This is a genomic window from Streptomyces sp. NBC_00122, from assembly GCF_045160845.1.
GTDB lineage: Bacteria > Actinomycetota > Actinomycetes > Streptomycetales > Streptomycetaceae > Streptomyces.
The window spans coordinates 1,907,746-1,928,026 of record NZ_CP108191.1 but is presented as its reverse complement, the minus strand read 5'-3'; the positions used below and the strand labels follow the sequence as shown (position 1 = coordinate 1,928,026).

Genomic DNA, 20,281 nt, shown 5'->3' with positions numbered 1-20,281 from the left:
GATCAAGCGTTCGTAACTTCCCGAGGGCGGATCTCAGCTCTTTCCGGCGCAAGCCGGGAAGAGAGGTCCGCCCTCGGCGTGTTGGTACGTACAGACGTTTAATGGGCAGCAAGGCCTGCCCGGGACATTCCCGCATGTAACTGGAGGAACAACCATGACCACCTTCGTGGACCGCGTCGAGCTGCATGTCGCCGCGGGTAACGGAGGCCACGGCTGCGCCTCCGTTCACCGGGAGAAGTTCAAGCCGCTCGGCGGCCCCGACGGCGGCAACGGCGGCCGTGGCGGCGACGTCATCCTGGTGGTGGAGCAGGCGATCACCACCCTGCTGGACTACCACCACAGCCCCCACCGCAAGGCCACCAACGGCAAGCCCGGCGAGGGCGGCAACCGCTCCGGCAAGGACGGCCAGGACCTGGTCCTGCCCGTGCCGGACGGCACCGTCGTCCTCGACAAGGAGGGCAACGTCCTCGCCGACCTCGTCGGCCAGGGCACCACCTACGTCGCCGCCGAGGGCGGCCGCGGCGGCCTCGGCAACGCCGCGCTCTCCTCCGCCCGCCGCAAGGCCCCCGGCTTCGCGCTCCTCGGCGTCCCCGGCACCACCGGCGACATCGTCCTGGAGCTCAAGACCGTCGCCGACGTGGCGCTCGTCGGCTTCCCGAGCGCCGGCAAGTCCTCGCTGATCTCGGTGCTCTCCTCCGCCAAGCCGAAGATCGCGGACTACCCCTTCACCACCCTCGTCCCGAACCTGGGCGTCGTCACGGCCGGCTCGACCGTCTACACGATCGCCGACGTCCCGGGCCTGATCCCCGGCGCCAGCCAGGGCCGCGGCCTGGGTCTGGAGTTCCTGCGCCACGTCGAGCGCTGCTCGGTCCTCGTGCACGTCCTGGACACCGCCACGCTGGAGTCCGACCGCGACCCCATCGCCGACCTCGACGTCATCGAGGAGGAGCTCAAGCTCTACGGCGGCGGCCTGGAGAAGCGCCCGCGCCTCGTCGTCCTGAACAAGGTCGACATCCCGGACGGCCAGGAGCTCGCCGACATGGTCCGCCCGGACCTGGAGGCCCGCGGCTACAAGGTCTTCGAGGTCTCCGCGGTCGCCCGTACCGGGCTGAAGGAGCTCTCCTACTTCCTCGCCGAGGGCATCGCCAAGGCCCGTGCCCGCAAGCCGAAGGAGGAGGCGACCCGTATCGTCATCCGCCCGAAGGCCGTGGACGACGCCGGCTTCACGGTCACCTACGACGAGGCCGAGGACGTCTACAACGTGCGCGGTGAGAAGCCGGAGCGCTGGGTCCGCCAGACCGACTTCAACAACGACGAGGCCGTCGGCTACCTCGCCGACCGCCTCAACCGCCTCGGCGTCGAGGACGCGCTGAGGAAGGCCGGCGCCCGGGCCGGCGACGGCGTGGCCATCGGCTCCGACGAGAACGCGGTCGTCTTCGACTGGGAGCCGACCATGATGGCCGGCGCCGAGATGCTGGGCCGCCGCGGCGAGGACCACCGCATGGAGGCTCCGCGCCCGGCCACGCAGCGCCGCAAGGAGAAGGAAGCCAAGCGCGGCGACTCGGCGCAGCAGGAGTACGACGAGTTCCGGCCGTTCTAGTCCCGTTCCCCCGCAGGGCACCCGGGCGGCATTGAAGGCGTCCTTACGCGGGTCGCCTAGGATCCTTCGGGTGAACAGCACCAACCTCCCCACCGTTTCCGTCGTGGTGATCGCGTACAACGACGCCGGGCTCGTGGGCGAGGCCGTCTCCTCGGCACTCGCCCAGGGCCCGGTGGTCGCCGAGGTCATCGCCGTGAACGACGCCTCGTCCGACGGCACCGCGCGGGTGCTGGACGAGCTGGCAGCCGTACACCCCCGCCTCAAGGTCGTGCACCGCACGGAGAACAGCGGAGGGTGCGGCACCCCGCGCAACGACGGGATCGCCGTGGCGACCGCCCCGTACGTCCTCTTCCTCGACAGCGACGACATCCTGCCGACGAGCGCGGCCGAGGCCCTGGTGCGCGCTGCGGAGGAGCACCGCGCCCAGGTCACCGTCGGCGCCGCCGTGCGGCGCGAGCTGCCCCAGCACCACGACGTGCCGTGGATGCCGGGGCTCTACACCCCCGGCGACGTCATCGAGCGGCCGGCGGACCACCCGGAGCTGGTCCGGGACACCCTCTGCGTCAACAAGCTGTACGACCGAGCCTTCCTGGAGAAGCACGGCCTGCGCTTCCCCGACGGCCGGTTCGTCTACGAGGACTTCGCCTTCACCGCCCGGGTCCTGGCCGCCGCCCCGCGGATCGCCGTCATCGGTGACCTCGTCTACGTCTGGCACGTGCGCCGCAGCGCGGCCCAGGTGTCGATCTCCCTGGACCGCAAGGACGTCTCGAACTGGCGCTCCCGCATCGAGGCCCACCGCACGGCCTCCAGGACCCTCGCCGCCGCCTCCCCGGTGCTGGGCAGCGCCTGCCAGGTGAAGTTCCTGGAGTACGACCTGCGCATGTACCTGCGCGAGCTCGGCAGGGACCCCGAGTACCAGGCCGCATGGTGGACGCTGACCCGCGAGTACGTCGACACCTTCGCCGAGGCCGACATCGCGTCCGCCGCGGCCCACGCCCGCTGGATCGTCGCGTTGCTGCGTGCCACCGCGACCCCGCCCGCCGACATCGAGCGGCTCACCCGGCTGGCCGCGGAGCCGCCGCGCCTGCTGCCCCCGTACGCGGCCGCCGCCGACGGGACGCCGGTGTGGAGCGAGGCGCTCCCGGTCGAGCTCGACGGCCTGGCCACGCTGCCGACGGCCGAACTGCCCGTCACCGTCGACGCCGAGCCGGCCGGCCGGGGCGCCGTCCGGATCCACGTGCACGACCTGTACGGGCGCCTCGCCGAGGCCGGTCCGCTCACCGCGCAGCTGCGCTTCCTGCCCCGGGCCGGCGGCGACCCGGTCCTGGCCCAGCCGGTGGAACTGCGCCCCGACCAGAAGGGCGGGTGGGTCGCGCTGCTGCCCTTCCGCCTCGCCGACCTGGCCGTCACGGGCCGTCGGCAGGGGCTGCGCCGGATGCAGGCGTGGAACGTCGCGGTGGGCGTGCAGTGCGCCGACGGCACCTCCGCGTTCACCTCCCTGCGCCCCCGGGGCCGGCTGCTCCGCCGCCGGGCGTTGCCCAGCAGCCGGTACGGTGTGCTGCTGGCGCAGCCGTACCGCACGGGGGCCGGCGCCCTCGCGCTGCGCCTGGCGCCCGGCGCCGAGGGCGCGCTCTACCTCGTACGCAACCGCCTCCACCGGGCTCGGGCAGGCCGCGGGACGGGCTGAAGGCCCTCTTTTCACACCGAAATCGGACAGGACCAGGGAGATACACATGACGTTTCTGATCACCGGTGGCGCCGGATACATCGGCGCGCACGTCGTCCGGGCGATGCTGCTCGCGGGGGAGAAGGTGGTCGTCCTCGACGACCTCTCCACGGGCAACGAGGATCGCGTCCCCGAGGGCGTACCGCTGGTGGTCGGCTCGGTCCTGGACCGGCTGATCCTGGAGAAGACCTTCCGCGAGCACAAGATCACCGGCGTGGTGCACCTCGCGGGCAAGAAGCAGGTCGGCGAGTCCGTCGAGAAGCCGCTGTACTACTACCACGAGAACGTGCAGGGCCTGACGGTCCTGCTCCAGGCCGTGGCCGAAGCGGGCATCCGCAACGTCCTCTTCTCCTCCTCCGCCTCCGTCTACGGCATGCCCGACGTGGACCTGGTCACCGAGGACACCCGGTGCGCGCCGCTGAGCCCGTACGGCGAGACCAAGCTGGCCGGCGAGTGGCTGATCCGCGCCGCCGGCAAGGCGCACGGCATCGCCACCGCCTGCCTGCGCTACTTCAACGTGGCGGGTGCCGCGACCCCCGAGCTCGCCGACACCGGCGTCTTCAACCTGGTCCCGATGGTCTTCGAGCGCTACGACGCGGGCCAGGGCGCCAAGATCTTCGGCAACGACTACCCGACCCCGGACGGCACCTGCATCCGCGACTACATCCACGTCGAGGACCTCGCGGAGGCCCACGTGGCGGCGGCCCGCAAGCTCGCCGAGTGGGCGGCTGCCGGGGACTACAAGGACCTCACCGTCAACATCGGGCGCGGCGAAGGCGTCTCGGTCGCCGAGATGGTCGAGCTCCTGAACACCCACACCGGGCACGACATCCCGCCGGTGATCGTCCCGCGCCGCGCAGGCGACCCGGCGAAGGTCGTGGCCTCGGCCGACAAGATCACCGCCGAGCTGGGCTGGAAGGCCCGGCACGACGTCCGAGAGATGGTCACCTCCGCGTGGGCCGGCTGGGAAGCCAACAAGGCTGCTCACAAGATCGCGCACAAGGACGTTCACAAGCCCTGATCGTGGGCGGCACACGACGAAGCCGCCCGCCCGGAGGTGTCCGGGGCGGGCGGCTTCGTCGTGTGCCGTGGGGTGTTCAGCGCTCCAGGAAGGAGAACAGGACTTCCCACCGGTCGGTGATCTCGGCGCTGGAGTACCGCTTGACCGACTGGAAGGCGGTGTCGCCGAGCCGGTCGCGCAGCTCGCGGTCCGACATCAGCGCGTCCAGGTGCCCGGCCAGCTCCATCGTGTTGCCGAGCCGGGCCAGCAGCCCGTCCTCACCGTGCTCGACGATCTCCCGTACGCCCGGCGCGCAGTCGAAGGCGGCCACCGGCACGCCCGCCGCCATCGCCTCCAGCAGCGTGATCGGGAAGCCCTCGGCCCGCGAGGCCTGAGCGAAGACCGAGGCCCCGCGCAGCGCGCCCAGCACGTCGTCGGTGCTGCCCATCCACTCCACGGAGTCGTCCAGCCCCAGCGAGGTGCAGTGCGCCCGCAGCGTCGGCTCCTCCAGGCCCGCCCCGTAGATCCGCAGTACCCAATCGGGGTGGTGCGGGGCGGCGTCGGCCCACGCGTCGAGCAGCAGGTCCACGCCCTTCTCGAAGGCGAGGCGGCCGACGCTCGCGACGACCTTCTCCGTGCGCGGGGCGGGGGAGTCCGGCATGAAGGGCAGCGGGTTCGGCATGCTCCCGACGTTCTCCATGCCCGCCCGGATCCACAGGTCCGCGTCCTCGGCCGTCAGCACCAGCAGCCGGTCGACCTCGGGGTAGTGGCGGCGGACCCGCTCACCGCGGGTGGACTTCTGGCTGGCCTGGAAGGACTCGTGGCTCATGCCGATGACGCTGAGTCCCTTGGTGTCGGCGAGCGCCACCCACTCCATCGCCCAGACCTGGGTGACGATCACGACACCGCCCGGGCGCGCGGCGCGCAGCAGCTCGCTCAGCCGCTCCGCCTTGGCCCGCATGCCCGCCCGCCGGGCCGCCTGGCGGCGCCGCTCGGGCGCGTTCAGCCGGCCCTTGATCCCGTGCAGCCGGCGCGCGGCCGGCGGGTGGGCGTCGTACAGCGTGGTCATCTCGTATGGCAGGTCCTGCGGGAGCTTCTGCCGGACCTCCTCGGCGACCGGGGCGATGCCGACGATGTGCACCCGGTGCCCGCGCTCGGTGAACAGCCGGGCCATCTGGTGCGACCAGGTGGTCACGCCGCCGAGCTCGTCGACGTTGTTGGAGACGAGGAAGATGTCACGGCCGCCCGGGGTGGCGGTCTGCTGGCTCACTTGCCGCTCCTGGTGAAGAACTTCTCGACGATCTGGCGGGCGGCGTCCCCGCGGTCGTACTCGCCGAATTCGGTGAGGAAGCGCTGCCGCGCCTCCGCGTACTTGGCGTCCGCCTCCTCGAAGGCGGCGAGGGCCTGCAGGAGTTCGTCCGCCGTCGCCACCACCGGGCCCGGGGCCTTCTCCTTCAGGTCGAAGTACGTACCGCGGATGTCGTTGGCGTACTTCTCGTAGTCGTACGCGAAGAACACCATCGGCCGGTCCAGGACCGCGTAGTCGAACATCACGGACGAGTAGTCGGTGATCAGTCCGTCGGCGAGGGCCAGCAGCGGGGTGATGTCGTGGTGCCGGGACACGTCGATGACCCGGCCCGCGACCGACGGCGGCAGCGAGACGCTGTTGAGGTAGTGGGTCCGCACCAGCAGCGTGAAGCGGTCGCCGAGCCGGTCGGCGAACTCCTCCACGTCGAACGGGAAGCTGAACCCCTCGACCGCGCCGTCCGCGCCGGCCCGGAAGGTCGGCGCGTACAGCAGCACCTTCTTGTCCGGGTCGATGCCGAGTTCGGCCGCCAGGGGGCCGCGTACCCGCTCACCGCTGTCCGCCTCGGCGCGCTGCGCCTCGACGAGGGCGTCGTTGCGCGGGTAGCCGGTGCGCAGCAGCACCTCGTCGCGCAGCCGGAAGCCCTTGGCGAGGGTGCGGGTGTCGTGCTCGGACCGGATCAGGAAGTGGTCGAAGCGGTCGACGGCCGCCTGGAAGCGCTTCTGGCCCGCGCGGCCCTGCGCCTTGGTGCGGGGCTCGTGGAAGCCCATGCGCTTGAGCGCGGAGCCGTGCCAGGTCTGGATGTACGTGGTTCCCGGGCGCTTGGCGAGGGCCAGCGGAAAGCCCTGGTTGTCGACCCAGTACTCGGCCTGGGCCAGGGCGCGCAGGTACGGCCAGCTCCAGCGCCGCACCAGGGTGGCCTCCTTGGGGAAGCCGGTGGGCTTGGCACCCGCGTACGACCAGATCGCCTCGAACGGGGCGCCCTGGCGGACCAGCTCCTCGTAGATCGCCTTCGGGCTGTCGCTGTACTGCTTGCCCATGTGGCTCTCGAAGACGACCGTGCCCTTCTTGATCGGCAGCTTCGAGAAGACCTCGTGGTAGAGCTTCACCTTCTGCTCGCCGGAGCCCATGCTCCGGCGGACCCGCAGGGCCTTGCGCAGGCCCCGCTTGACCACGCCCGCCGTCCTGCCCTGTATGGCGTTGTTGATCAGGCTCTGGGTGCGGACGGCGGCGGCGCTCTCGGCGGTCAGGACGTAGGAGAGGTTGCCCTTCTTGGTGACCTCCGGCTCGAAGCGGTCGGAGACCAGCCGGGTCAGCCGGGGCCGCACGCGCAGGCGGGCCGCCGACTCCAGGTCGACACCGCCGACCGACACCCGGGTGGTGACCCGGTCGTTCCCTGCGGTCAGCTTCAGCCGGACGTCCCAGACGGCGTCGATGATGCCGAGGGGGCGGACGGTGCTGCCGACGTCGGCGGTACCGGTCCACTCGATCGTGTCACCGGCGTGGCGCACGGTCGTCACCGGGAAGCTGAACGAGCGCACGCCGATCTGCCGGCGGGCCCGGAATTCGAGCGAGGCCTTCAGTTCCGCGTCGGCCGGGATCCGGCCCAGCGGGTTCACGACGGCGCCGGACAGCGTGACGGTGCCGCGCCCGTCGTCCTCGTACGAGGTCAGGCGGTTGCCCAGCTGGAGGGAGGCGAGCGGGGCGGTGTGGAAGCCCTGCTCGGTGACGTCCAGTATCCGGCGGGCCTCGGCGTCGTCGAGATGCTGCCCGCACCAGTAGACGCGCCCGTCGCGCTCCGCGAGGGAGGAGGAGAGCCGGCCCTTGTTGGTCATGGCGTCGGCGGCCGGGAGCAGGTTGTCCCAGTCCTCCTTGCCGAGCAGGTAGGCGCAGATGGCCTGGAGGTAGGTGACGTTCTCGTACGCGGCCGGGTCGATGCCCGCGAGGTAGCCGTTGGCGAGGCGGGCGAACTCCTGGCGGTACTCGTCGCTCAGCAGCGGCAGGTCGCGCAGGTGCAGGACCAGGTCGTGCTTGAGGAACTTGGCGTCCTTCGCGGACTTGATGTCCGTGTGGCCCTTGGCCGCGAGCAGCTGGTCGACGCGCCGGTGGATCTCCATCCGGTGGACGAAGTTCGCGATCTCGTGGCGCCGGTTGCTGATCGACTTCGCCGCGGACTTCTCGACCACGTTCCAGAAGTAGACGCGGTTCGGGATCAGCGTGATACGGCGGGCGGCCACGTACGCCTGGGCGGAGAACAGCAGGTCCTCGTAGTGGATGCCGACCGGGAACTCCAGGCCCTGCTCCAGCAGGAACTCGCGCCGGTAGCACTTGTTCGTGGAGAGGGTGTCGTAGACCAGCAGGTCGGGGAAGTCGGTGATCGACTCCAGCGTGCGCGTGCGCGAGTAGATCCAGGGGTACCACTCGGTGGTCTTGCCCCACCGGTTGTCGAGGTGCACGCGCACGCACATGCCCGATACCAGGTCGGAGCCGGTGCGCTCGGCGGCGTCCAGCATGTTCCGGCAGGCGTTGCGCTCCAGTACGTCGTCGCTGTCCAGGAACATGACGTACTTGCCGGTGGCCTGCTGGATGCCGTGGTTGCGGGGCGCGCCGCAGCCGCCGCTGTTCTCGGGCAGCCGGAAGGCACGCACTCTCCCCGGGTGCGCGGACTCCAGTTCCTGGGCGACCGCGTACGAGCGGTCCTTGCTGCAGTCGTCGACGATCACGACTTCGACCCCGTGCAGGGCCTGGTCCAAAACCGACTGGACTGCTGTCGACAGACGCTCTGCGTCGTTGTAGACGATGACGACCACGGAGACGTCGGGCACGTGCACCTCGATCCCTTCGTTTCGTTGCGTTTCGTTCAGCTCATTCCGCTTATCTCGTCCACGCTACCGCGTGCCGCCCTCGACTCCGGCAGGCCCACTCTCGCCGTGCATACTTCTAAGGAAGAGGTGAGTGGCGGGTCCGGTCGCCGACAATCACCCGTTCGGACCCAGCAGGAAGTGTTCATGACGAAGCTGTCCGTAGTTGTCCCTTGCTACAACGAAGAGGCCGTCATCGACAGCTTCGACGTCGAGATCCGCAGGGTCCTGGACACCCTGCCCGTCGAGTACGAGGTCTGCTACGTCGATGACGGCAGCCGCGACGGCACCCTCGACAAGCTGCGCAAGATCGCCGCCGAGCACGGGAAGGAGACCCGGTACGTCTCCTTCAGCCGCAACTTCGGCAAGGAGGCCGGCATGCTCGCCGGTCTGCGCGAGGCCACCGGCGACGCCGTCGTGATCATGGACGCGGACCTGCAGCACCCGCCGGAGCTCATCGCGACCATGCTCGACCTCTACCGGCAGGGTCACGACCAGATCATCGCCCGCCGCACGCGCGAGGGAGACAAGAAGCTCCGCTCCGCGCTCAGCCGGCTGTACTACCGCGGCGTGAACCGCTGGGTCGACGTCGAGCTCGCCGACGGGGTCGGCGACTTCCGCATGCTCTCGCGCCCGGCCGTGGACGCGCTGCTGTCGCTGCCGGAGTACAACCGCTTCTCCAAGGGCCTGTTCTCCTGGATCGGCTTCGACACGGTCCACTTCGACTACCAGAACGCGCAGCGCGAGGCCGGCGAGACGAAGTGGAAGTTCGGCTCCCTGCTGAACTACGGCATGGACGGCCTGATCTCCTTCAACAACAGGCCGCTGCGGATCGGGATCTGGCTCGGCGTGTCGCTGGTCGCGCTGACCGGCCTGTACGCCCTGTGGATCACGATCAAGGCGATGACCCACGGTGTCGACTCGCCCGGTTACGTCACCCTGGTCGCGATGATCGCCGGCATCGGCGGCGTACAGATGATCATGCTGGGCCTGATCGGCGAGTACATCGGCCGCATCTACTACGAGACCAAGCGCCGCCCGCACTTCCTGGTGAAGGAAGCACACGGCGCCGACCCGCTCCCGCGCACCGCCCGGGCGCCGCGAGTGGCGGAGCCCACGATCTCGGAGCGCAGCACGCGATGAGCCGCAAGGACCAGCTCGGCCAGATCGTCCGCTTCGCCCTCGTGGGCGGGGTCAACACCGCCACCTTCTTCGGCATCTACCTGCTCCTGCACCCGTGGATGCCGTACTTCGCCGCCTACTCCCTCGCCTTCGTGCTGGCGATGGTCGGCTCGTTCTTCATGAACACCTACTTCACCTACCGGACCCGGCCGACGTGGAAGAAGTTCCTTCTTTTTCCGCTGACCAACGTCACGAACTACGTCATCCAGTCGGCGGGTCTCTACGCCCTGGTGACCTGGGCCGGGATGGACACCCGGATCGCCCCGCTGGTCGCGGCGGTCGTGGCCATCCCGTTCACCTTCCTGCTCTCCCGCAAGATCCTCGTCCCCGGGGCCGCCCGGGCCGCGGAGCAGGAGCGGACCAGGACCTCGTCCACGGTCTGAAACCCCTGAGCGGCCGCTGTCCACCACCCCGTAGATTGAGGTGGCAGGCATTTCGGCAAGGGGCAAGGGGACAGACGTGTCAGCGGCTAGGCAAGGTGTCGTGGACGCCCGCAGGATCGTGGTCAAGGTCGGCTCCTCCTCCCTGACCACCGCGGCCGGCGGACTCGACGCCGACCGCGTGGACGCGCTGGTGGACGTCCTGGCCAAGGCCCGCAGCGGCGGTGAGAAGGAGATCGTCCTCGTCTCCAGCGGAGCCATCGCCGCCGGACTCTCCCCGCTCGGCCTGCGCCGCCGCCCCAAGGACCTGGCCCGGCAGCAGGCCGCCGCCAGCGTCGGACAGGGACTGCTCGTCGCCCGGTACACGGCCTCCTTCGCCCGGTACGGCGTCCGCGTCGGCCAGGTGCTCCTGACCACCGACGACACCAGCCGCCGCGCCCACTACCGCAACGCGTACCGCACCCTGGACCAGCTCCTGGAGATGGGGGCCCTCCCCGTCGTCAACGAGAACGACACCGTCGCCACGGACGAGATCCGCTTCGGCGACAACGACCGCCTGGCGGCCCTGGTCGCCCACCTCGTCCGCGCGGACCTCCTCGTCCTCCTCTCCGACGTGGACGGCCTCTACGACGGCGACCCGTCGCTGCCCGGCACCACCCGCATCGAGGAGGTCCGCGGCCCGGAGGACATCGCGCACGTCACCATCGGCAGCGCGGGCAAGGCGGGCGTGGGCACCGGCGGCATGGTCACCAAGGTCGAGGCGGCGCGGATCGCGGCGGCCGCCGGGATCCCGGTCGTACTGACCTCCGCGAGCCAGGCCGCGGACGCCCTGGCCGGCCGGGGTACCGGCACGTTCTTCCACTCCACCGGTCGCCGCTCGGCGGACCGGCTGCTCTGGCTCCAGCACGCGTCGACCCCGCAGGGACACCTCGTACTCGACGACGGGGCGGTGCGCGCCGTCACGGAGCGCGGAAGCTCGCTGCTGCCGGCGGGCATCGCGGCGGTCGAGGGCGACTTCGTCGCCGGGGACCCCGTCGAACTGCGGGCCACCGACGGCCGGGCGGTCGCCCGGGGCCTGGTCAACTTCGACGCCAAGGAGCTCCCCCAGCTCCTCGGCCGCTCCACCCGAGAGCTCGCGCGGGAACTGGGATCCGCGTACGAACGAGAGGTCGTCCACCGGGACGATCTGGTGCTGCTCCAGGGCTGAGGTTAGGTAAAACCGCCGCGCGGGGGCCCGTGGACTGGTCAACTGTGAGGGGCGGGCGACATGCGCGGCGGAGACAGGAGGCGACTGGTGAGGCGAGCGCTGACCAGCGTCGGGCCGGGCGACGGTGACGGCGGCGAAGAGGGACGGGACGACCGGGCCACGGATTCCCGCCTGTGGCACGTGACCCTGAGCGTCTCCGGCAAACCGGCGTCGCTGTCCGAGGTCCGGCGAGGGCTGGAACAACTGGCCCACGACCACCCCTTCCTGCTGACCAGCCGGTACGCCGACGACCATGCGGAGATCCGCTACTGGGAGGAGGCGCGCGACCTCCACGACGCGGCGGCCGTCGCCCTGCGCCTGTGGGGCGAACACCGCTCCTCGGCGCAGCTCCCGCCGTGGGAGATCGTCGGCCTGGAGGTCATCGACCGCGCCACCTACCACCAGCGGGTGGCCGAAGGCTACGGCCCGCCCCCGGCCCACCCCGTCGGAGTGCACCCCTACTGACCGCGCCGCCCCGCCGCCGTGCCGCCCGTGCCGTCCGCACCGCCGCGGCCCGCACAGCGGCAGGCCGCGGAGGCCGTCTCGCGGGGTGGAACCCCGTCGGCACGGCCACGGCCGGGGATTACCCTGGGCGGCATGACCTCGCTCGATGCCGCCACCTCGCCCGTCCTCGCAACGGCCCGCGCCGCCCGTACGGCCGCCGCCGTCATCGCTCCCCTCCCGCGGTCCGCCAAGGACACGGCCCTGCTGGCGATCGCCGACGCGCTGGAGGCCCGTACGGCCGAGATCATCGAGGCCAACGCCGTCGACACCGGCAAGGCCCGTGCCGCCGGCACCAGCGAGACCGTCATCGACCGCCTCACCCTCACCCCCGAGCGGGTCGCCGCCATCGCCTCCGACGTACGGGACGTCGCCGCCCTCCCCGACCCCGTCGGCGAAGTCGTTCGCGGCAGCACCCTCCCCAACGGCATCGACCTCCGCCAGATCCGCGTCCCGCTCGGCGTCGTCGGCATCATCTACGAGGCACGCCCCAACGTCACCGTCGACGCCGCCGCCCTCTGCCTGAAGTCCGGCAACGCGGTCCTCCTGCGCGGCTCCTCCTCCGCCTACGCCTCCAACACCGCCCTCGTCGCCATCCTGCGGGACGCCGTCGAAAGCGCCGGCCTGCCCGCCGACGCGATCCAGCTCGTCCCCGGCGAGTCCCGCGACTCCGTCCGCGAGCTGATGCGCGCCCGCGGCCTCGTCGACGTGCTCATCCCGCGCGGCGGAGCCTCCCTCATCAGGACCGTGGTCGAGGAGTCCACCGTCCCGGTCATCGAGACCGGTACCGGCAACTGCCACGTCTATGTCGACGCCCAGGCCGACCTGGACATGGCTGTGGACATCCTCGTCAACTCCAAGGCCCAGCGGCCCTCCGTCTGCAACTCGGCCGAGACCCTCCTCGTCCACCGCGACATCGCCGACGCCTTCCTGCCGCGCGCCCTCGACGCCCTCGCCGACGCCGGTGTGACCGTCCACGGCGACGCCCGGGTGCTCGCCGCCGCCGAGGGCACCAAGGCCACCGCCCTGCCCGCCACGGACGAGGACTGGGCCGCCGAGTACCTCTCCTACGACATCGCCGCCGGTGTCGTGGACTCCCTCGACGACGCCGTCGCCCACATCCGCCGCTGGACATCCGGCCACACCGAGGCCATCGTCACCACCTCGCAGGCCGCCGCCCGGCGCTTCACCCAGCTGGTCGACTCGACCACGGTTGCCGTGAACGCATCCACCCGGTTCACGGACGGTGGCCAGTTCGGTTTCGGCGCCGAGATCGGGATCTCGACCCAGAAACTGCACGCCCGGGGCCCGATGGGCCTGCCCGAACTGACCTCCACCAAGTACATCGTCACCGGCGACGGTCACATCCGGTAACCGAGGGCTGAACACGGGGTGGCCGGATTTCGGCATACGCCCTGCCCAAAGCAGCCCCCCAGGTCTACCCTGGTCCTGTGCCGGACGACGTGGGGGGCAAGCCGTTCCCGGACGACGGGGAGCCCGACGACGACCGCGGAGGCGCGGACAAGGACTTCGCCTCCGTGGTGTTCGACGAGGACTTCGTCCGGAACGCCGAGATCCATGAACCGAGCGCCGCCGAGCGCCAGCGGGCGGCCGACCGGGCACGCGCGGAGGCCGAAGCCGCCCGCGCGGTCGCCGGCGGATGGACGGGCGACGACGACTACGACAGCTACGGATACGGCCACCCCGAGGGGTACGGCCACGACGACGGCTGGGCGTACGAGCGAGGCAGCGGCAGTGCCGACGGCCCGTACGGGGCCTACGGCGGCAGTCTGCGCCCCTACCGCGGCCGCTCGCCGTGGCTCCGTCCCGTCGCCTGGGTGCTCGCCTTCGTGATGGGCCTCGGCATGGTCGCCCTCGCCTTCAGCGCCGTCTACCGCAGCGCCGCGGGCGAGACGGACCCCGCCCCGGCGCCCGCCAGCACCCCACGGAAGGAAGTCACCGGCATCGGTGCGTTTACGTACCCCTCCCACCGCCAACCCTGAAGGTACGACCCCACTCGCATACCCAGGAGCTGGGGGCTTCTCTGAAGCGGGGACAGCGGGGAGAAGCGATGGCCGTACCAGGAGATCCACCCAACGGCACCCCCGACGGCATCGGCGGCGGTGACGACGAGTTCCGGTCGGACGAATACCGCTCGGTCGTGTTCGACGAGGACTTCGTCCGGGCTGCCCGCCTTCAGGAGTACTCCGCCCAGGAACGCATGGGCGAGCACGCCCGGGCCGTCCGCAGCCGCTCCCTCTGGTCGACCGGCGGCCCCGGCTCCCGGACCGGCACCCCCGGCCGTGGTGCCCGGCAGGGCATGCTGCTCGTGCTGCTCATCGCCACGGCCTTCGCCGCCGCCGTCTACCTGGGGCTGCGCAACCCGTACGTGCCACCGCCCGGCGGTCCCGCCGAGCCGTTCAACAGCACCGTCGTCCCGCTCGCGCCCAGCTCCACCGTGCCCGGCGGGCGGCCCTCCGACCTGTACGCGAACAGCCCCGCCGCCGACTACCGCGTCGGGGCGGCCGGAATCACCCTGCCGGCCGTGCGCCGCACGCACCACTTCACCGACGCCCAGGTCGTCACCGCGCTGTCCATCGCCAAGGATTACCTGGTGCAGTCCTCGCTGGACCCCGACGTCCTGGCCGGCACCGCCTCCCGGCCGGTGCGGGTCCTGCTCGACCCCGACCAGCTCGCCCAGTTCGACCGCAGCATGACCACGCCCTCCGGCGACGGCCGCCACGCGGCCACCGGCTGGCTGGTCCGCTTCGACCCGGGCACCGCCGTCGTGGCCGACTCCCGGGTCCGCGTGAGCGGCCTGCTCGCCTTCGAGGAGGTCACCCCCGACTTGCTGGAGGTGACCACCGATCACACCTTCGTGTACGCCGTACGCCCCACCACCGGAGCCCCGGCCGCTGCGGACGGCGCCTCGCTCTTCACGATCCGGCGCGAGCTGCGGCTGCGCTTCGACCGGGAGGACCTGGGCGCCCGGCGGGCGGAGCTGGTCTCTGCCTACGTGATGGCCGGACCGCAGGCATGTTCCAGCGACCCGGCCGCAGGCTTCCGCCCGCTCCTCGCCGGAGCCGGCCCGACCACCGTGGGCCCCGCCGCGAGCGACCCTTACGCCACCGGCCGTTCGAGGCGCACCGCCGGACTGTGCGGCGTCCTCGCGCAGCCCGAGGGCCCCGTGGCGACCCCGGTCAGCCCTGCTCCGTAGCCCCGCCCTTGCCGTCCGGGCCGCCGGCGGAACCCGTACCGGCGCCCGTACCGGCGCCGGTGAACTTGTCGCGGAGCTTGCCGCCCAGGTCGCCCGCGCCACCCGCGATGTCGCCCACCAGCTTCATCAGCGGATCCTTGCTGGTACGCACCGAGTCGGCGTAGTGCGCTGCGGACTGCCGGAAGGAATCGGTCACCGAGGTGTCCTTGTCCTCGTCCCGTCGCGGGTAGTGGCCGTCCATGATCCGCTGGAAGTCGCGGTTCTCCGACCACTTCTTCAGCTCGGCCGCCCGCACCGTGGTGAAGGGGTGCGTCCGGGGCAGCATGTTCAGGATCTTCAGCACGGAGTCGCGCAGATCGCCGCTCGCCTCGTACTCCTCGGCCTGGGCCAGGAAGGCGTCCACATTCATCTCGTGGAGGTGGTTGCCGCCCGCGATCTTCATCAGCCCGCGCATCGAGGCCTGCACGTCCTGCCCCACCAGCAGCCCGGCCCGGTCGGCGGAGAGCTCGGACTTGCGGAACCACTCCCGCAGCGCCGTCACGATCGCGGTGATCGCCACGTTGCCCAGCGGGATCCACGCCACCTTCAGCGCCAGACTCGTCAGGAACAGCAGGACCGTGCGGTACACGGAGTGCCCCGACAGCGCGTGGCCCACCTCGTGGCCCACCACCGCCCGCATCTCCTCCTCGTCGAGCAGCTCGACCAGGCCCGTCGTCACCACGATGATCGGCTCGTCCAGCCCGATGCACATGGCATTGGGCTTCGGGTCCTGCTGCACGTACATCTGCGGGACCTTCTCCAGGTCCAGGATGTAACAGGCGTCGCGGAGCATCTCGTGCAGGTGCGGGAACTGCGTCTCGCCCACCCGCACCGTGTCGGACAGGAACAGCAGCCGCAGACTGCGCTCCGGAAGCAGCCCGCTCAGGGCCTTGAACACCGTGTCGAAGCCGCTCAGCTTGCGCAGCGCGACCAGCGCCGAGCGGTCCGCCGGATGCTCGTACGCGCGTGAGGAGATGCCGGGAAACCTCTTGCGGTCCCGCGCCGGCACCTTCTCGAATCCTGTCTGCGTCATAGCGCCCTCCCCTGGATCGGCCTGACCGGACTTGCGTCTATCCTCTCCAACGCCTGAGTCGGCGTGAGCGTGCCCCAGGCCCCCGCATACGATGTGAGCGAAGTCTCCGCCCGCTCCCCGACTCGATAGGTACCTGCCTGATGAGCCTCTCCTCCACCGCCCACAACCTGGTCGTCCTCGCCTCGGAGGGGGCCGAGCAGCACGGCGGCAACCACGACAGCCTCAACCCCTACGTGACCGGCGGCGGCGCGTTCCTCGTCCTGTGCCTGATGCTGTGGATCACCACCCGCCTGAACCGCGACCGCTAGGCCCGTGATTTAGCACTCTCGCCGAGGCCGCCGGTACCGCCGGGCCAGTAGGCTCTGCGCTCATGGGAGAGCAGGAGATGCCTACCGGTCCGGTCAAGCGCCGGCTCGGCGTGATGGGCGGCACATTCGACCCGATCCACCACGGACACCTGGTGGCCGCCAGTGAGGTGGCCGCCCTGTTCCACCTCGACGAAGTGGTGTTCGTGCCGACCGGCGAGCCGTGGCAGAAGTCGCAGCGGGCCGTGTCGCCCGCCGAGGACCGCTACCTGATGACGGTCATCGCCACCGCCTCGAACCCGCAGTTCTCGGTGAGCCGCATCGACATCGACCGCGGCGGGCCGACGTACACGATCGACACCCTGCGCGACCTGAAGGCGCTGAACGACGACGCCGACCTGTTCTTCATCACCGGCGCCGACGCGCTCGCCCAGATCCTGACCTGGCGGAACGCCGACGAGCTCTTCTCGCTCGCCCATTTCATCGGGGTCACCCGGCCGGGCCACGTGCTCACCGACGACGGGCTGCCCAAGGGCGGCGTCTCCCTCGTCGAGGTGCCCGCCCTGGCCATTTCGTCCACGGACTGCCGTGCCCGGGTCGCCAAGGGTGATCCTGTCTGGTACTTGGTGCCGGACGGCGTGGTGCGCTACATCGACAAGCGTGAGCTGTACCGGGGAGCCTGAGCTTCCGGAGAGAGGGGCCCCGCGGTGAACGACCGACAGGAGCCGTACGACCCGTACGCCGCCCACGAGCAGCAGCTCGTCGGCTACGACGCGTACGGGCGGCCGGTGTACAGCCAGGCGCCCGCGCAGCCCGCCCCCGAGTACGGGCAGCAGCAGTACGGCTACGACTACCAGGCCCAGGCGCAGGGTTACGGCCAACAGCCGCAGCAGCAGTACTACGAACAGCCTGCCCAGGAATACGGGCAGCAGCAGTACTCCCAGCCTCCCGCCGCCCCCGGCTACGGGTACGACACGCAGCAGACCCAGCAGTGGATCCCGCAGCAGATGTCCCCGGAGCAGATGGCACCGGAGCCGGAGGCCGAGCGGCTGCGGACGCCGCAGGTCCCCGAACCGCGGCGGCCCGAGGCCGAGCCCGAGCGCGAGCGCGAGGCGGGCCGGGACTACCGCACCGAGATGTTCGCCTTCATCGACCAGCCTGACGAGGACTCCGAGGACGTCATCGACTGGCTCAAGTTCACCGAGAGCCGGACCGAGCGCCGCGAGGAGGCCCGCCGCCGCGGCCGCAACCGGGTGGTGGCGCTGATCGTCGTCCTCGCCCTGTTCGTCGTCGGCGGCATGGGCTACCTCTGGTACGCGGGCAAGCTGCCCTTCCTCGACGCTCCCGGGCGCGGCAAGGCCCCCGCGGCCGCCGACGCCGGGGCACAGAAGCGCGACATGATCGTCGTCCACCTGCACAACACCAAGAAGGGCGGCACCTCCTCGGCGCTGCTCGTCGACAACGTCACCGCCCAGCAGGGCGCCACCGTCCTACTGCCCAACACCCTCGGCGTGTCCGGCGCCGACGGGACCGCCACCGGCCTCGGCAAGGCGGTCGAGGCAGGCGGCCTCGGCACCCGCGAGGCACTCGACTCGGTGCTCGGCACGCACATCGGCGGCACCTGGCGCCTGGACACGCCCTTCCTGGAGAACCTGGTCGAGCTCGTCGGCGGGATCGAGGTCGACACCGACACCGCCGTCCCGGCCGACGACGCGGCCAAGGCCCCGGCCGTGGGGCAGGGCCAGAAGCAGAGCCTGAGCGGGCCGATGGCCGTCGCCTACGCCACGTACCGCGCCCAGGGCGAACCGGAGGCCAAGCAGCTGGAGCGCATGGGCAAGGTGCTGTACGCGGTCCTGCGCAAGGTCCCGAGCGACCCGAAGGCGGCCGCGCTCACGGTCGAGAGCATGGGCCAGATCCTCGACCCGGCCTTGAACGCGCAGACGCTCGGTGCCCTGCTGTCCCGGCTCGGCGCGCACGCCAAGGTGGGCGCGTACCGCACCGACGTCCTGGGGGTGAAGCCGGACGGCGGCCTGACGGACGACGCCACGAAGAAGGTCGTCAAGGAGGTCCTCGGCGGCTCCGTCGGCGCGGCGCAGCCCGGCGCGGCCCCGCGCGTCGGCCTCAAGGACGCGACCGGCGACGAGAAGACGCAGGTCGCGGCGCGGGCGGCGCTGCTCAACGGCGGCTACGACTTCGTCGACGGCGGCAAGGCGGACAAGACCGCGGCGGCCTCGCAGATCACGTACCAGGACGACTCCCAGCGGGACCGGGCGATCGAGGTCGCCAAGACGCTGGGGCTGCCGGAGACCGTCGTGAAGAAGGCGGAGAACGTGGTGAACGCGGACGTCGTGGTGATCCTCGGCAAGGACTTCAAGGCGTCCTGAGGCGTTGTCGGGGCGCCCTGACCCGGCTCTGACATGTGGCTTCGCCCGCGCGGAACATTCCGCGCGGGCGGTGACGGCGGTACATGAGACCCTTGTATGGATCTGCCCGCCAACCCGAAAGCATGGCCAGTGACCGCCACGGACCGCTCCATCGAGCTCATCACCACCGCCGCCCAGGCCGCGGCCGACCGGCTCGCGCACGACATCATCGCGTACGACGTCAGCGACGTGCTGTCGATCACCGACGCCTTCCTGCTCGCCTCCGCGCCCAACGACCGCCAGGTCAAGTCGATCGTGGACGAGATCGAGGAGCGCCTGCTCAAGGAGCTCGGCGCCAAGCCGGTGCGCCGCGAGGGCGACCGCGACGCCCGCTGGATCCTGCTCGACTACGTCGACATCGTCGTCCACGTCCAGCACAGCGAGGAGCGGGTCTTCTACGCGCTGGAGCGCCTGTGGAAGGACTGCCCCGAGATCGAGCTTCCCGAGGACGCCAAGCTCACCATCGGCAAGGCCGAGGAGCACGCCAAGCTGCGTGAGGCGGCCGGCGACGACGATCTGGACGGTGATCTGTTCTGAGTACGACCACCTCGGGGAAGTCCAGCAGGAAGATCGTCCTCTGGCGGCACGGCCAGACCTCGTGGAACCTGGAGCGGCGCTTCCAGGGCTCCACGGACATCGAGCTGACCGAGACCGGAGTGGCGCAGGCGCGCCGCTCCGCGCGGCTGCTCGCCTCGCTGAAGCCGGACGCCATCGTGGCCTCCGACCTCCGGCGTGCCGCCGCCACGGCCGCGGAGCTGGCCGCCGTCACGGGGCTGCCCGTGGCGCACGACGCGGCGCTGCGCGAGACCTACGCCGGTGAGTGGCAAGGCCTCACGCACGACGAGATCCTGGGGAAGTACGGCGAGCAGTACGCGGCGTGGAAGCGCGGCGAGCCGGTCCGCCGGGGTGGCGGCGAGCTGGAGACCGAGGTCGCCGACCGCGCCGCGCCCGTGGTGATGGAGCACGCCGGCCGGCTGCCGGAGAGCGGAACGCTCGTCGTCGTCAGCCACGGCGGCACCATCCGTACGACCATCGGCCGCCTGCTGGGCCTGGAGTCGTACTACTGGGAGGGCCTGGGCGGGCTCTCCAACTGCTGCTGGTCCGTCCTCGGTGAGGGCGCGCGCGGCTGGCGTCTGCTGGAGCACAATGCCGGCACGCTGCCGGAACCGGTGCTCGGCGACGACGACTGAGCGGCTCCTGCGCTGGTCGTTCGGCGGTCCCCGCCGGGGCTGCCACCCGGATTTCACTTTCCGGCTGGTCACAGGCTAGAGTTCTTCTTGTTCGCAGCGCGGAACACCGGAGACGGGGGGAGCGCAGCGGAGAGCGGGGCTATAGCTCAGTTGGTAGAGCGCCTGCATGGCATGCAGGAGGTCAGGAGTTCAATTCTCCTTAGCTCCACAATCAGGATCCCGTCCCCAACAGGGGGCGGGATCCTTGTTTTTGCCCCTTTTGCGTTTGCTGA

General features: G+C 71.0%; 18 protein-coding genes and 1 tRNA gene. 16 read left to right on the top strand and 3 right to left on the bottom strand.

Annotated elements, in window-relative coordinates; all coding sequences use genetic code 11:
- Positions 1 to 154 precede the first annotated feature (154 nt).
- From obgE to galE, 3 genes are all read left to right on the top strand, one after another.
- Complete coding sequence (gene obgE, locus OG737_RS09145) at positions 155 to 1,600, top strand: GTPase ObgE (RefSeq protein ID WP_328925703.1); 1,446 nt, start codon at positions 155 to 157, stop codon at positions 1,598 to 1,600.
- A 70-nt stretch (positions 1,601 to 1,670) separates the two neighbouring features.
- Positions 1,671 to 3,287: a glycosyltransferase family 2 protein gene (locus tag OG737_RS09140; RefSeq protein ID WP_328925702.1), complete on the top strand. Its 1,617-nt coding sequence runs from the start codon at positions 1,671 to 1,673 to the stop codon at positions 3,285 to 3,287.
- Between the two features lie 46 nt (positions 3,288 to 3,333).
- Positions 3,334 to 4,347, top strand: coding sequence for a UDP-glucose 4-epimerase GalE (gene galE / locus OG737_RS09135; protein ID WP_328925701.1), 1,014 nt, complete (start codon positions 3,334 to 3,336; stop codon positions 4,345 to 4,347).
- Positions 4,348 to 4,423: 76 nt separating this feature from the next.
- Here galE and OG737_RS09130 read toward each other — a convergent pair whose 3' ends face one another.
- Both OG737_RS09130 and OG737_RS09125 read right to left on the bottom strand, forming a co-directional pair.
- Positions 4,424 to 5,596 carry a glycosyltransferase gene (locus tag OG737_RS09130; RefSeq protein ID WP_328925700.1) on the bottom strand — a complete coding sequence of 391 codons (1,173 nt, stop codon included), beginning with the start codon at positions 5,594 to 5,596 and terminating at the stop codon, positions 4,424 to 4,426.
- On the bottom strand, positions 5,593 to 8,463 hold the full coding sequence (locus OG737_RS09125) for a CDP-glycerol glycerophosphotransferase family protein (RefSeq protein ID WP_405921394.1): 2,871 nt from the start codon (positions 8,461 to 8,463) through the stop codon (positions 5,593 to 5,595). Before OG737_RS09125 ends, OG737_RS09130 begins: the two co-directional genes overlap by 4 nt.
- A 177-nt stretch (positions 8,464 to 8,640) precedes the next feature.
- On the opposite strand from OG737_RS09125, the gene OG737_RS09120 reads away from it, so the two are divergent.
- The 7 genes from OG737_RS09120 to OG737_RS09090 all read left to right on the top strand — a co-directional run bounded on the left by OG737_RS09120 (position 8,641) and on the right by OG737_RS09090 (position 15,019).
- A complete protein-coding gene (locus tag OG737_RS09120) occupies positions 8,641 to 9,636 on the top strand; it encodes a glycosyltransferase family 2 protein (RefSeq protein ID WP_405921393.1) in 996 nt (331 codons plus the stop codon).
- Entirely contained in the window at positions 9,633 to 10,058 is a 426-nt protein-coding gene (locus tag OG737_RS09115; RefSeq protein WP_328925697.1) for a GtrA family protein, read from the top strand. The genes OG737_RS09120 and OG737_RS09115 overlap by 4 nt, the downstream gene beginning before the upstream one ends.
- A gap of 76 nt (positions 10,059 to 10,134) precedes the next feature.
- Positions 10,135 to 11,262: a glutamate 5-kinase gene (gene proB / locus OG737_RS09110; protein WP_328925696.1), complete on the top strand. Its 1,128-nt coding sequence runs from the start codon at positions 10,135 to 10,137 to the stop codon at positions 11,260 to 11,262.
- A gap of 60 nt (positions 11,263 to 11,322) precedes the next feature.
- On the top strand, positions 11,323 to 11,766 hold the full coding sequence (locus OG737_RS09105; protein ID WP_328925695.1) for a hypothetical protein: 444 nt from the start codon (positions 11,323 to 11,325) through the stop codon (positions 11,764 to 11,766).
- A 132-nt stretch (positions 11,767 to 11,898) separates the two neighbouring features.
- Positions 11,899 to 13,176, top strand: a complete 1,278-nt coding sequence (locus tag OG737_RS09100; RefSeq protein WP_328925694.1) for a glutamate-5-semialdehyde dehydrogenase — start codon at positions 11,899 to 11,901, stop codon at positions 13,174 to 13,176.
- A 77-nt stretch (positions 13,177 to 13,253) separates the two neighbouring features.
- Positions 13,254 to 13,805, top strand: a complete 552-nt coding sequence (locus OG737_RS09095; protein WP_328925693.1) for a hypothetical protein — start codon at positions 13,254 to 13,256, stop codon at positions 13,803 to 13,805.
- Between the two features lie 68 nt (positions 13,806 to 13,873).
- Positions 13,874 to 15,019 carry a hypothetical protein gene (locus tag OG737_RS09090; RefSeq protein ID WP_328925692.1) on the top strand — a complete coding sequence of 382 codons (1,146 nt, stop codon included), beginning with the start codon at positions 13,874 to 13,876 and terminating at the stop codon, positions 15,017 to 15,019.
- On the opposite strand, the gene OG737_RS09085 is transcribed toward OG737_RS09090, so the two are convergent.
- Entirely contained in the window at positions 15,003 to 16,091 is a 1,089-nt protein-coding gene (locus OG737_RS09085) for a M48 family metallopeptidase (RefSeq protein ID WP_328925691.1), read from the bottom strand. The two genes, OG737_RS09090 and OG737_RS09085, sit on opposite strands and share 17 nt — an antisense overlap.
- Positions 16,092 to 16,231: 140 nt before the next feature.
- Between OG737_RS09085 and OG737_RS09080 the strand changes: the two genes are divergently transcribed.
- From OG737_RS09080 to OG737_RS09055, 6 genes are all read left to right on the top strand, one after another.
- Positions 16,232 to 16,399 carry a hypothetical protein gene (locus tag OG737_RS09080; protein WP_328925690.1) on the top strand — a complete coding sequence of 56 codons (168 nt, stop codon included), beginning with the start codon at positions 16,232 to 16,234 and terminating at the stop codon, positions 16,397 to 16,399.
- A 62-nt stretch (positions 16,400 to 16,461) separates the two neighbouring features.
- Entirely contained in the window at positions 16,462 to 17,079 is a 618-nt protein-coding gene (gene nadD / locus OG737_RS09075; protein ID WP_328925689.1) for a nicotinate-nucleotide adenylyltransferase, read from the top strand.
- 24 nt (positions 17,080 to 17,103) lie between these two features.
- Positions 17,104 to 18,780 carry an LCP family protein gene (locus OG737_RS09070; protein WP_328925688.1) on the top strand — a complete coding sequence of 559 codons (1,677 nt, stop codon included), beginning with the start codon at positions 17,104 to 17,106 and terminating at the stop codon, positions 18,778 to 18,780.
- A gap of 129 nt (positions 18,781 to 18,909) precedes the next feature.
- The gene (gene rsfS, locus OG737_RS09065; protein ID WP_328925687.1) at positions 18,910 to 19,356 is read left to right on the top strand and encodes a ribosome silencing factor; all 447 of its coding nucleotides are present in this window, start codon (positions 18,910 to 18,912) and stop codon (positions 19,354 to 19,356) included.
- Complete coding sequence (locus OG737_RS09060; protein ID WP_328930266.1) at positions 19,353 to 20,009, top strand: histidine phosphatase family protein; 657 nt, start codon at positions 19,353 to 19,355, stop codon at positions 20,007 to 20,009. Before rsfS ends, OG737_RS09060 begins: the two co-directional genes overlap by 4 nt.
- A gap of 135 nt (positions 20,010 to 20,144) precedes the next feature.
- A tRNA-Ala gene (locus OG737_RS09055) sits at positions 20,145 to 20,217 on the top strand.
- Positions 20,218 to 20,281 lie beyond the last annotated feature (64 nt).

Coding starts and splice junctions, on each gene's coding strand:
- obgE (WP_328925703.1), top strand. CDS start 155: ATGACCACCTTCGTGGACCGCGTCGAGCTGCATGTCGCCGCGGGTAAC.
- galE (WP_328925701.1), top strand. CDS start 3,334: ATGACGTTTCTGATCACCGGTGGCGCCGGATACATCGGCGCGCACGTC.
- OG737_RS09120 (WP_405921393.1), top strand. CDS start 8,641: ATGACGAAGCTGTCCGTAGTTGTCCCTTGCTACAACGAAGAGGCCGTC.
- OG737_RS09115 (WP_328925697.1), top strand. CDS start 9,633: ATGAGCCGCAAGGACCAGCTCGGCCAGATCGTCCGCTTCGCCCTCGTG.
- OG737_RS09105 (WP_328925695.1), top strand. CDS start 11,323: ATGCGCGGCGGAGACAGGAGGCGACTGGTGAGGCGAGCGCTGACCAGC.
- OG737_RS09100 (WP_328925694.1), top strand. CDS start 11,899: ATGACCTCGCTCGATGCCGCCACCTCGCCCGTCCTCGCAACGGCCCGC.
- OG737_RS09090 (WP_328925692.1), top strand. CDS start 13,874: ATGGCCGTACCAGGAGATCCACCCAACGGCACCCCCGACGGCATCGGC.
- OG737_RS09085 (WP_328925691.1), bottom strand. CDS start 16,091: ATGACGCAGACAGGATTCGAGAAGGTGCCGGCGCGGGACCGCAAGAGG.
- OG737_RS09080 (WP_328925690.1), top strand. CDS start 16,232: ATGAGCCTCTCCTCCACCGCCCACAACCTGGTCGTCCTCGCCTCGGAG.
- nadD (WP_328925689.1), top strand. CDS start 16,462: ATGGGAGAGCAGGAGATGCCTACCGGTCCGGTCAAGCGCCGGCTCGGC.